The sequence below is a fragment of the Mesorhizobium sp. PL10 genome (assembly GCF_053714315.1).
Window position 1 is genome coordinate 290,918 of record NZ_JBSKBR010000007.1, and the last position, 9,670, is coordinate 300,587.

Here is a 9,670-nt window from a genome sequence, read left to right on the forward strand (position 1 = left end):
CATGAGCTTCGACTGGCCAACCGCGCTCCCGCTCATCTTCGCCGGCCTGATGGGCCTCGCCATCCTGATCTATGTCATCCTCGACGGTTTCGATCTCGGCATCGGCATCCTGTTCTCGGTCGCCGAAGATGCGGAACAAGACACGATGATCGCCGCCATCGGACCGTTCTGGGATGCCAACGAGACCTGGTTGGTGCTGGCTGTCGGCCTGCTGCTGGTCGCCTTCCCGATGGCGCATGGCGTCATCCTCACCGCGCTCTATCTGCCGGTCTTCGTGCTTTTGGTCGGTCTCATCCTGCGCGGCGTCGCCTTCGATTTCCGCGCCAAGGTGCCGGCGGGCAAGAAGCATCGCTGGAACCGCATCTTCTTCCTCGGTTCCATCATCGCCTCGCTGGCGCAAGGCTATATGCTCGGCGTGTACGTGCTTGGCCTCGACGTCGGCCTTGGCGGCATCGCCTTCGGCGCGCTGGTGGCGCTGTGCCTGTCGGCGGCCTACGCGGCGATGGGCGCCGCCTGGGTGATCTACAAGACAGAAGGCGAGTTGCAGAAGAAGGCGGTGGCCTGGCTGCGCACGGCGCTTGTGCTGACCGCGCTCGGCATGGCCGCGGTGTCGCTGGCCACGCCCTTCGCCAGCCCGCGCATCTTCGCCAAATGGTTCGACTGGCCCGAAATGCTCTATCTGTCGCCGCTGCCGATCCTGTCGGCGCTGCTGTTCCTGTGGCTGTGGCGGCAGACCTTCCATCTGCCCAAGCAAGACGACCGCCATGCGCTCAGGCCGTTCCTGACGCTGGCCACCATCTTCGCCCTCGGCTTTGCCGGGCTTGCGTGGTCGTTCTACCCGTTCGTGGTGCCCGACAGGCTGACCATCTGGCAGGCGGCCTCGGCAACGGAAAGCCTCGCCGTGATACTGGCCGGCGTCGTTGTCGTCCTGCCGATCATCATCTTCTATTCGTTCTACGCGTATCGCGTGTTCGGCGGGAAGGCGACGGATCTGAGGTATGATTGAGGGGGTGAGGAGCGTCTTGGTGTTTAGGCAAAGCCCCATGACTTCGTCATCCTAGGGCGGAGCAAGGAGCGAAGCGACGCGGCGCAGACCCTAGGATCCATGCCGTGACGTTTGCCCTGGAACGCAGCGGATCAGAATGGCGCTTGTGCGCGCACCGACCCTTGTTACCCTGAGCCATGACCGGCTATGTCTACATGACCGCAAGCCAGAAACGCGGCACGATTTACATCGGCGTCACCAACGATCTTGGCCGCCGAATGCCGGAGCACAAATCCGGCCAGGGTGCAGGCTTCACCAGCCGCTACGGCGTGCAGCGGCTGGTCTGGTACGAGGAATACTTTGACATCACCGATGCCATCCAGCGCGAGAAGTCGCTGAAGCGGTGGCCTCGACAGTGGAAGATCGATCTGATCGAAAAGGCCAATCCCGAGTGGTTTGAGCTCTTCCGTGGGACAGGCTGGTAGCCGCCCGGTTTTTTGCACCCCCGGAGCACTGCACGGCGGGCGCGGCATGGATCCTAGGGTCTGCGCTGCGTCGCTTCGCTCCTTGCTTCGCCCTAGGATGACGAAGGTTGGGGAGCGTCGCGACCCGTGCTCCCAAGCCCACCCCTCAGCTCTTGCTCCCCGCCAGCACCAGCACCGGCTTGTCGCTGTACAGCGCCGGGAACAGCGACTTCAAATTCGCCACCTTGGGCAGGTCGTTGTAGACGATGTATGGGTAGGTCGGGTTCAGCGTCAGGAAGTCCTGGTGATATTCCTCGGCCGGATAGAAGGTTTTGCCGGTTTCCAGTGTGGTGACGATCGGTTTCGAAAATACCTTGGCCTGGTCGAGCTGGGCGATGTAGCTCTGGGCGATCTCCTGCTGTTCGCCATTCTCGGCAAAGATGGTCGAGCGGTACTGGGTGCCCGAGTCTGGGCCCTGGTAGTTCAGCTGCGTCGGGTTGTGCGCGACCGAGAAATAGACCTGCAGCAGCTGGCCGTAGGTCACCTTGGACGGATCGTAGGTGATCTCGACCGATTCGGCGTGGCCGGTGCGGCCGCTGCCGACCGTCTCGTAGACGGCGTCATCCTTGGCGCCGCCGGTGTAGCCGGAGACGGCCTTGGTCACGCCCTTGACGTGCTGGAAGACGCCCTGCACGCCCCAGAAACAGCCACCGGCGAAAACAGCCTTCTCGCTGCCGCTGGCGGCCTTTTCGTCCATTGCCGGCGGCGGGATTACCACCGCGTCCTCGGCCGATTGGGCAGGGCTCTGCCAAAAGGCGGCCGCCGCCCCGGCAACGATGAGCGCCGCAAGAGCGCTTTTGGTGAAGATCGGCGTTCTCGTCTTTTCCATGCCGGTCATGTCTGATCTCCCTTGATGGTGTTTCCGACTATACGACAGATTGTTGTGTCGGGTTTCTCAAATTGCCGTGCGTGGCCCGGCCGCTAGGCGGCCGGACCAGTGCTCAAGCCTTATTGCGCGGGCGCCATCGCGTCCGCAGGTTTCATGGCGTCCGCAGGCGCCATCGCATCGGCGGGCTTCATCGCGTCGGTCGCGGGCTTCATGGCGTCCGCTGCCGGCTTCATCGCCTCGGTGGCCATCGGGTCTGGCGCCATCGCATCCGCAGGCTTCATGGCGTCCGTTGCAGGCTTCATCGCCTCGGTAGCCATCGCATCGGCCGGCTTCATGGCATTGGTCGTATCCTCGGCGCGGGCGCCTGCGGCAAAAGCCGTCATCGAAAGCGCAAAGGCGAGCGCGGTAAGGGTCTTGGTCATACTGGTATTCCTTCTCAGGGGTTGTGGCGCGCATATGCGGGCCGGTGATGCGCAGCCGTCTGCGGCGTTGCGTGGGGAAAATCAGTCGGCGGCCGCGGCCAGGATCGGCCCGCCGCCCGGCGTCTGCACCAGAACCGCGGTGCTGAGCCCCTTGCCTGCTGCCGGCAGCTTCAGCGTTGCCGCCTCGCCGTGCCAGCTGCCGAGCTTTGTCAGCGAGTGCACGACATTGGCATGCGGCAGCGTGCGGCCGGTGTTCTCGCCGCGCGCCACCGGCACCTCGATGACGCCCTTGTTGTAACGAACCAGCCAGACATCGGCCTTGCCGCCCGGAGCGGAACCGGCACCGATCGCGATCTTGCCGCTATCGAGCGACAGCGACGGACCCTTGGTGCCGCCGCTCGAGGAGATCAGCTGCTCGATCTCGCCGGGTGCAGCGCCCACCGCATCGGCACCGCCATTGACCACCACCTGCGGCGTGAACGGCCCGGAGCGGCCGAGCGACGGCTCATAGCGCACCTGGCGCTGGGTGAACTCCTCGCGGCCGAACGTGTCCTTCCAGCCGAGATAGTCCCAGTAGGTGACGTTGAACGACAGCGCCAGAACGCCCGGCTTGTCCTTGACCTTGATCAGATTGGCATTGGCCGGCGGGCAGGACGAGCAGCCCTGGCTGGTGAACAATTCCACCACGGTGAGCGGCTGGGCGAAGGCGGTGCCCATCGACGACAACAGCGATGCTGCAAGGAGGCCGGACAAGGCGATAAGTTTTCTGGACATGGCTTGCTCCGTGGGGCGCTGGGATGCGCCGGTCATCACTCACTTCGCCGTCTCCGAAGGCTTCGTTACATCGCTCACCGGTTTGTGATTGCGGGGGCTGGAGGGACAGCGCCCCCCTCTGTCCTGCCGGACATCTCCCCCACGAGGGGGGAGATTGGCTGTCGTCGCCGCGTCGCCCAATCCTCAGTCGGAAATCACCGCTCTCACATTTCAGAAAGGGCGCCGTCGGCCGCGCTCCAATCTCCCCCCGTGTTGGGGAGATGTCCGGCAGGACAGAGGGGGGCGCGAAGGATCGCGGCGTTGCGGAGAAGGGGAAGAGCCGCCCCGCTTGCCCCTCAACCCCGCCCCTGCTAAAGGCCGCGCCATGAGCACGCCCCTCGACCACATCCGCAATTTCTCCATCGTCGCCCATATCGACCATGGCAAATCGACCCTTGCCGACCGCCTGATCCAGCTGACCGGCGGGCTGGAGCTGCGCGACATGAAGGAGCAGGTGCTGGACTCGATGGACATCGAGCGCGAGCGCGGCATCACCATCAAGGCGCAGACGGTGCGGCTGAAATACCGCGCCAACAACGGCGAGGACTACATCCTCAACCTCATCGACACGCCCGGCCATGTCGACTTCGCCTATGAAGTGTCACGCTCGCTTGCTGCCTGCGAGGGCTCGCTGCTGGTCGTCGACGCCTCGCAAGGGGTCGAGGCGCAGACGCTGGCCAATGTCTACCAGGCGATCGACAACAACCACGAGATCGTCGTGGTGCTGAACAAGGTCGACCTGCCGGCCGCCGAGCCCGAGCGTATCCGCGAGCAGGTCGAAGAAGTCATCGGCATCGACGCCTCCAACGCAGTGCTGATCTCGGCCAAGACCGGCCTTGGCATTCCCGATGTGCTGGAGGCCATCGTCCACCAGCTGCCGCCACCGCGCGAGGGCGACGCCACGGCCCCGCTGAAAGCCATGCTGGTCGACAGCTGGTACGACGCCTATCTCGGCGTCATCGTGCTGGTGCGCATCATCGATGGCGTTTTGAAAAAGGGCCAGACCATCCGCATGATGGGCACCGGCGCCAAATATCTGGTCGAGCGCACCGGCGTCTTCACGCCCGCCCGCATCAATGTCGACGAGCTCGGCCCGGGCGAGTTCGGCTTCTTCACCGGCTCGATCAAGGAAGTGGCCGACACACGCGTCGGCGACACCATCACCGAGGACAAGCGCCAGACGGCGCACGCTCTGCCCGGCTTCAAGCCGGCGCAGCCGGTGGTGTTCTGCGGCCTGTTCCCGGTCGACGCCGCCGATTTCGAGGATCTGCGCGCCGCCGTCGGCAAGCTGCGTCTCAACGACGCCTCCTTCTCCTATGAAATGGAGACGTCAGCCGCGCTCGGCTTCGGTTATCGCTGCGGCTTCCTCGGTCTCTTGCATCTCGAAATCATCCAGGAGCGGCTGGAGCGCGAGTTCAACCTCGATCTCATCGCCACCGCGCCATCCGTCGTCTACCGGCTGCTGCTCAATGACGGCTCGATGAAGGAGCTGCACAACCCCGCCGACATGCCCGACGTGGTGAAGATCTCGGCCATCGAGGAGCCGTGGATCCGCGCCACCATCCTCACCCCCGACGACTATCTCGGCGGCATCCTGAAACTCTGCCAGGACCGGCGCGGCATCCAGGCCGACCTCTCCTATGTCGGCAAGCGCGCCATGCTGACCTACGACCTGCCGCTCAACGAAGTCGTCTTCGATTTCTACGACCGGCTGAAGTCGATTTCCAAGGGCTACGCCTCGTTCGACTATCACCTGACCGACTACCGCGAGGGCGACCTGGTGAAAATGTCGATCCTGGTCAATGAAGAGCCGGTCGACGCGCTGTCCATGCTGGTACACCGCACCGCGGCCGAAAAGCGCGGCCGCCAGATGTGCGAGAAGCTGAAGGAGCTGATCCCGCACCATTTGTTCAAGATCCCGATCCAGGCCGCCATCGGCGGCAAGGTCATCGCCCGCGAAACCATCTCGGCGCTGCGCAAGGACGTGACCGCCAAATGCTACGGCGGCGACGTCTCGCGCAAACGCAAGCTGCTGGACAAGCAGAACGAGGGCAAGAAGCGGATGCGGCAGTTCGGGAAAGTGGATATTCCGCAGGAGGCGTTTATCCAGGCGCTTAAGATGGGGGATTGAGGAGGAAGCTGATGATGCACCTACAGGCGCCTTCAGACGCCTTCGGACGATTCAAAGCCTTACGAATCGATGCCTGAGACAGTTGTCCGCCGTATTGCTCATGGCCTCAGATATCGCTTTCGTTGCATCGTCGCGATCTTCCGGACACTTCGGACTTAGTAATTCTCCGCTAAGGAAAGTCATTTTTGTCCACGGGTGTTTTGACATCGCCATCCTATGGTGATGCGAATCGAAAAATAGAGAAGGCCTACCGAGCCGTCTTTCGGAATGGCTAGTGAATCTAACGCTTGGCGCCCGGCAAGGATGTGAATCCGCCATAGGTTAGGTAGAGGCCGAGGACGAACGAGATGGCAGCAACGATATAGAAAAAGTCTCCGAAACGAACCATTTCGAAAAGGCTGGCTATCGTGTCCGGTAGGAACAAGAGCAGCAGACCACGGATTAGGATCGACCAACCAAAGAGCGTCACGATGATAGGCAAGGCGCCCCCCGACCAGACGTTATGACAGAGCACCATCGCGAGACCGCCAATCAATGTGATCATGCCGAGGATCAGCAGCAGCGGCCGATCGTGAACGAGCGCCTCTCCGAACTCGACCATCGACTGCTTGTGCAAGAACACCGATAGGGAGACTAGAATGGTGAAGAGCCCGATCAGTCTGCTGAGAAAGATTGTGCGCGACGACATGTGATCCCGTATTGGTTTGCGACCCGGAACAGCGACCATCTTACATCCCGGCCGGGCTCAAGAGTGGGATTTTTTCACCACCAGGATCTGATGCCTGCGACCAAGGCTAATCCGGAGGAAGTCGATTCATCAAGCGCCGCTTGGAGAGCGTCTTGGCCTGAAGTATCGTGCGTCGCTTTGGGGACTGTCGATGCCTGTCAGCCGCTTGGATACTTTCGCTTCACTTGGCCTCGCCATCGGCGGCATTTTCGGCCTTGCCGGCACCTTCGTGGCGAGCGATGCGCTACGCGAGACGCTGTGGGCGATCGACGGCGTGGCGCTCGTGGTCGCCACCGCCCTGCTCACCATGAAATACCAGCGGCTCGGCAATGATTGCGTGGCGGCCGGCTTCCTCACCTTCCTCGCCGGCGAGAGCCTGCTTCTGGCCGGCAACGCGGCGGGGCTGCAGGCCAGCGTGCCTTCCTATGTCGGTGGCATTTCGCTCTGGGCGGCGGCCCTGGTCTTGATCAGCGTGCCCAACACTTTTGCGCTCTGGATGCGACTCACCGGCCTTATCGCCGCACTCCTGTTTGTCGTGACGGTGGCCATGGTGCTGTGGGGCGCGCTCCTGCTGCCGACCTCGGCGCCGCTGCCCGCCGCCGGCTATCCGTTCCTGGTGCTGACTTTTGCCGGCTGGATCTGGACGCTGCTGAGGGGCTAGGCTGGCGAAAAATGTCCGCGCCGCTCGAACTCCGCAACAGCGCCACCGGAAAAATTTTCCCGGCCATCGGGCCGGTGGTCATCGGCGCCATGTTCGGTTTCGGCGCGCTGCGCGGGCTGGTCTCGGGGGCGAACAGCGGGCATGTGCTGGTCATCGCACTGGTTGGGGCGGGTTGCCTGGGGCTCGGCTATGTCATCGCGCGCGGTGCTTTCGACACGTCGGTCAAGGTCATTCTGGACAGCCACGGCTTCCGCGATGCTCGCGCCGGCGACGTGCTGGTTCCGTGGGAAACGGTGAAGAGCGTGCACCTCACCTCTGGCAAGGGTTCGGCGATGCTCAATTTCGAGCTGACCGCGGAGCCGCCCGACGAATTCAAATACGCGCCTGCCAATGCGCTGAACCTGATGCTGCCCTTCGGCAGGAACATCGTGCACATGGAAATCTCCTCGCTCGACGTGCGCGGCCAGGACATGGTCGAAGCCATAAAGAAATTCGCACCGCATGTAGTGGTGAGGCTCTGATTCTCCTTCTCACTCAGGCAAAGAAGGAGGAACAGCTCCGCCTGCCGATGCTCAACACTCGGAAACCACCGAAATGTCCACGCCGATAGAACTCCGCAACAGTCCCACTTGGGGGGAGATTGGCAGCGTCGGCCGCAGTGCCTCACGGCACGAGTTCAATCTCCTCGGTCTCGCCGCCATTGCAGGTGTAGCAGCAATCCTCGCATTTTTCCTGATTGTTGGGGCCGACGCCCCAATAGGTTTCTTCGTCGCCGTCGACCCAGGCGCCGTAGCAGATCGACTCGCCTTCATTGCACGAGACCGGGATCTGCTTGGTCTCGCCATCGTCGAGATAGAAATCCTTGTCGTTGCCGGGCCAGACATAGTCACGGTCCTGGCTGTAGAGCTCGAGGCGCATGGCGTTGGGATGGCTGTTCTTGACGGCAAAGGTGATGTCGGCGGCATAGGCCGATGGCGCCAGCAGAGCGGACAGCGAGAGCGCAACGACGATGCGGCGCGTGATGGTGAAAGACATGGCATTCCCCGGATGAGAATCGGCCCCCCGGCCGAGAGCGCCAGCATCGCATGATGATGGTCGATATTGAAGGGCAGCGCTGACTGAATTTGGGGGGATTGGCGAAGGTGGCGGAGCTGCTGATCTCCCCCCTCGTGGGGGAGATGGCCGGCAGGCCAGAGGGGGGCGCGAAGGATCGCCGGCGTGTCGGATCAACAAAGCCTAAATCGAAATGGCTTGGGCTGCAGGATTGAGGGTTGGCGGGACAGCGCCCCCCTCTGCCTTGCCAGGCATCTCCCCCACGAGGGGGGAGATCAGCAGCTTCGGCGCCTCACTCACCTACCCCACAAACCCCACCCTCTTGTGGCTGCCGTCGCAAAACGGCTTATTGGCCGAGTGGCCGCAGCGGCACAGAAAGGTGCGGGTGGTGCGGTCGATCGTGTGGCCGGTGCCGGTGACGATCTCGGCATTGCCTTCGACCTTCAATGGCCCGTTGGTGGTTGGCGTTATGGTCAGCGGGCCATTTCGCGCCTCCAGCGTCGCCGGCGCCTCCTTCAGCGGCGGCTCGCCGGTGGCTGTGAAGCCGGCCTTGATGTGGCTGTTGTCGCAGAACGGTTTGTTCTGCGAGGCGCCGCAGCGGCAGAGCGTCGCGCGAAAGGAGGTCTCGCCGCCCAGCACGATCTCGGCATGCACGGCCAATGGCCCATTCTCGCGCAGCCGCACGGTGTTGACCACCGGCGGCCTCTCCTGCGGCCCGCCATCCTTCCTCAGATAGCCGATGGCGCCGGACGGACAGTTTTCGGCCAGCGTCACGACCTGCTCGACGCTTGCCGCATCGGGGTGGATCCATTCGCCGGGCGCATTGGGCACGAAGACATGCGGGTTGCCGAGCACGCAATTGCGCGAATGGATGCAGCGCTTGCCGTTGAAGGAAACGTCGATCTTTTCGCCTTCGACCGTGCCTGCCATGGAGCTCTCCTCGTGGTGGGTGACAAGAGGCTAGGGCGGTGGCGGCACGGGCGTCAAGCTCGCCGGGAGGCGAGGCACCTCACTCCACCAGATCGATCGTCTCCGTCGTCTTCTCCACGCAGATGAAACAGCAGGTATCGCACGGCTGGTCATTGTCAGGCCCGACCCCCGCCGAAATCGCGTCGTTGCCGTTGACCCAGGCGCCATAGCAGATGTTCTCGCCCTGATTGCACGAGATCGGCACCGACTTCTGCGAACTAGGCTCGATCAGAAACACCTGCTCGCCGCCCGGCCACGACATCTTGCGGTCACGGCTGAACAGCTCCACCGCCACGGACTGCTTGCGCAGGTTCTTGACGAAGAACGCCATGTCGGCGGCATGCGCCGGGGTGGCGATGATGAGGGCGGCAAGGGTGAGGCGGAGCATGGCGGTAGTCCCGAATCGGTGGAGGTCAAGCTCGCATGGTCGGGGGAGAAGCGCCATCTTCCCTTCCCCCCTTGTGGGAGAAGGTGGATTGGCGCGCAGCGCCGAGACGGATGAGGGGTGTTCCAGCGGAGTGAGACGTTGGCGTTCCCTGGAACACCCCTCATCCGT

12 protein-coding genes are annotated in these 9,670 nt (G+C 63.1%); 5 read left to right on the top strand and 7 right to left on the bottom strand.

The features are described from left to right. The first annotated feature begins 1 nt into the window (after position 1). Both ACWGTO_RS14455 and ACWGTO_RS14460 read left to right on the top strand, forming a co-directional pair. On the top strand, positions 2–1,006 hold the full coding sequence (locus tag ACWGTO_RS14455) for a cytochrome d ubiquinol oxidase subunit II (RefSeq protein WP_454575488.1): 1,005 nt from the start codon (positions 2–4) through the stop codon (positions 1,004–1,006). A 176-nt stretch (positions 1,007–1,182) separates the two neighbouring features. Then, the gene (locus tag ACWGTO_RS14460; RefSeq protein WP_454575489.1) at positions 1,183–1,470 is read left to right on the top strand and encodes a GIY-YIG nuclease family protein; all 288 of its coding nucleotides are present in this window, start codon (positions 1,183–1,185) and stop codon (positions 1,468–1,470) included. A 145-nt stretch (positions 1,471–1,615) separates the two neighbouring features. On the opposite strand, the gene msrA is transcribed toward ACWGTO_RS14460, so the two are convergent. From msrA to ACWGTO_RS14475, 3 genes are all read right to left on the bottom strand, one after another. Further along, positions 1,616–2,347 carry a peptide-methionine (S)-S-oxide reductase MsrA gene (gene msrA, locus ACWGTO_RS14465; RefSeq protein WP_454575490.1) on the bottom strand — a complete coding sequence of 244 codons (732 nt, stop codon included), beginning with the start codon at positions 2,345–2,347 and terminating at the stop codon, positions 1,616–1,618. Positions 2,348–2,457: 110 nt separating this feature from the next. Beyond that, positions 2,458–2,760, bottom strand: a complete 303-nt coding sequence (locus ACWGTO_RS14470) for a hypothetical protein (RefSeq protein WP_454575491.1) — start codon at positions 2,758–2,760, stop codon at positions 2,458–2,460. A gap of 81 nt (positions 2,761–2,841) precedes the next feature. Next, entirely contained in the window at positions 2,842–3,534 is a 693-nt protein-coding gene (locus ACWGTO_RS14475) for a DUF1223 domain-containing protein (protein WP_454575492.1), read from the bottom strand. A gap of 364 nt (positions 3,535–3,898) precedes the next feature. Between ACWGTO_RS14475 and lepA the strand changes: the two genes are divergently transcribed. Next, the gene (lepA, locus tag ACWGTO_RS14480) at positions 3,899–5,704 is read left to right on the top strand and encodes a translation elongation factor 4 (protein WP_454575493.1); all 1,806 of its coding nucleotides are present in this window, start codon (positions 3,899–3,901) and stop codon (positions 5,702–5,704) included. 280 nt (positions 5,705–5,984) lie between these two features. Here the strand turns inward: lepA and ACWGTO_RS14485 are convergent, their stop codons facing one another. Next, positions 5,985–6,392, bottom strand: a complete 408-nt coding sequence (locus ACWGTO_RS14485; RefSeq protein ID WP_454575494.1) for a hypothetical protein — start codon at positions 6,390–6,392, stop codon at positions 5,985–5,987. Between the two features lie 190 nt (positions 6,393–6,582). Here ACWGTO_RS14485 and ACWGTO_RS14490 point away from each other — a divergent pair, with 190 nt between their 5' ends. Together ACWGTO_RS14490 and ACWGTO_RS14495 are read left to right on the top strand one after the other, a co-directional pair. Further along, complete coding sequence (locus ACWGTO_RS14490) at positions 6,583–7,092, top strand: hypothetical protein (RefSeq protein WP_454575495.1); 510 nt, start codon at positions 6,583–6,585, stop codon at positions 7,090–7,092. A gap of 11 nt (positions 7,093–7,103) precedes the next feature. Beyond that, the gene (locus ACWGTO_RS14495) at positions 7,104–7,613 is read left to right on the top strand and encodes a hypothetical protein (protein ID WP_454575496.1); all 510 of its coding nucleotides are present in this window, start codon (positions 7,104–7,106) and stop codon (positions 7,611–7,613) included. Between the two features lie 142 nt (positions 7,614–7,755). Here the strand turns inward: ACWGTO_RS14495 and ACWGTO_RS14500 are convergent, their stop codons facing one another. From ACWGTO_RS14500 to ACWGTO_RS14510, 3 genes are all read right to left on the bottom strand, one after another. Next, positions 7,756–8,127, bottom strand: coding sequence for a hypothetical protein (locus tag ACWGTO_RS14500; RefSeq protein WP_454575497.1), 372 nt, complete (start codon positions 8,125–8,127; stop codon positions 7,756–7,758). Positions 8,128–8,445: 318 nt separating this feature from the next. Beyond that, complete coding sequence (locus tag ACWGTO_RS14505; RefSeq protein WP_454575498.1) at positions 8,446–9,075, bottom strand: CDGSH iron-sulfur domain-containing protein; 630 nt, start codon at positions 9,073–9,075, stop codon at positions 8,446–8,448. Positions 9,076–9,154: 79 nt separating this feature from the next. Beyond that, positions 9,155–9,502, bottom strand: a complete 348-nt coding sequence (locus ACWGTO_RS14510; RefSeq protein ID WP_454575499.1) for a hypothetical protein — start codon at positions 9,500–9,502, stop codon at positions 9,155–9,157. Positions 9,503–9,670: the final 168 nt, after the last annotated feature.

What these genes read in the sequence shown, in the direction of transcription:
- ACWGTO_RS14500 (WP_454575497.1), bottom strand. Translation starts at nt 8,127, where the DNA reads ATGTCTTTCACCATCACGCGCCGCATCGTCGTTGCGCTCTCGCTGTCC.
- ACWGTO_RS14485 (WP_454575494.1), bottom strand. Translation starts at nt 6,392, where the DNA reads ATGTCGTCGCGCACAATCTTTCTCAGCAGACTGATCGGGCTCTTCACC.
- lepA (WP_454575493.1), top strand. Translation starts at nt 3,899, where the DNA reads ATGAGCACGCCCCTCGACCACATCCGCAATTTCTCCATCGTCGCCCAT.
- ACWGTO_RS14460 (WP_454575489.1), top strand. Translation starts at nt 1,183, where the DNA reads ATGACCGGCTATGTCTACATGACCGCAAGCCAGAAACGCGGCACGATT.
- ACWGTO_RS14505 (WP_454575498.1), bottom strand. Translation starts at nt 9,075, where the DNA reads ATGGCAGGCACGGTCGAAGGCGAAAAGATCGACGTTTCCTTCAACGGC.
- msrA (WP_454575490.1), bottom strand. Translation starts at nt 2,347, where the DNA reads ATGACCGGCATGGAAAAGACGAGAACGCCGATCTTCACCAAAAGCGCT.
- ACWGTO_RS14510 (WP_454575499.1), bottom strand. Translation starts at nt 9,502, where the DNA reads ATGCTCCGCCTCACCCTTGCCGCCCTCATCATCGCCACCCCGGCGCAT.
- ACWGTO_RS14475 (WP_454575492.1), bottom strand. Translation starts at nt 3,534, where the DNA reads ATGTCCAGAAAACTTATCGCCTTGTCCGGCCTCCTTGCAGCATCGCTG.
- ACWGTO_RS14495 (WP_454575496.1), top strand. Translation starts at nt 7,104, where the DNA reads ATGTCCGCGCCGCTCGAACTCCGCAACAGCGCCACCGGAAAAATTTTC.
- ACWGTO_RS14470 (WP_454575491.1), bottom strand. Translation starts at nt 2,760, where the DNA reads ATGACCAAGACCCTTACCGCGCTCGCCTTTGCGCTTTCGATGACGGCT.
- ACWGTO_RS14455 (WP_454575488.1), top strand. Translation starts at nt 2, where the DNA reads ATGAGCTTCGACTGGCCAACCGCGCTCCCGCTCATCTTCGCCGGCCTG.
- ACWGTO_RS14490 (WP_454575495.1), top strand. Translation starts at nt 6,583, where the DNA reads ATGCCTGTCAGCCGCTTGGATACTTTCGCTTCACTTGGCCTCGCCATC.